The sequence below is a fragment of the Streptomyces sp. P9(2023) genome, assembly GCF_032436795.1.
Lineage (GTDB): Bacteria > Actinomycetota > Actinomycetes > Streptomycetales > Streptomycetaceae > Streptomyces.
On the sequence record NZ_JAUPWM010000564.1, the window covers coordinates 1 to 263 of the forward strand.

Here is a 263-nt window from a genome sequence, read left to right on the forward strand (position 1 = left end):
CATTTCCTCAATGTCTATAGACCACTGAGAGTCAGCGTGGCGCCTTGGGTCTATGCCCGCATTAGCGACATATTTATCTAAGGTTTTAGAATCAATATCTAAATATGCTGTCGCTTCAGCACGCGTAAAATTACGAAGCTCTTTACGATGATTAGCCAACAACCGTTGATTTCTACGTTTAATGTAAGCATCAGCACCTAATTTCAAATCTTGAAAAGTTTGTGTGGTTTTTTCCGCGTCCATATCGTTAATCCTAGAGGGTT

1 protein-coding gene is annotated in these 263 nt (G+C 40.3%); it reads right to left on the minus strand.

Features of this window, described 5'->3' with window-relative positions; all coding sequences use genetic code 11:
* Window positions 1–243 (minus strand): hypothetical protein (locus tag Q5762_RS38710; RefSeq protein WP_315897004.1); only part of this gene is annotated, 243 nt, incomplete at its 3' end.
* Window positions 244–263: the final 20 nt, after the last annotated feature.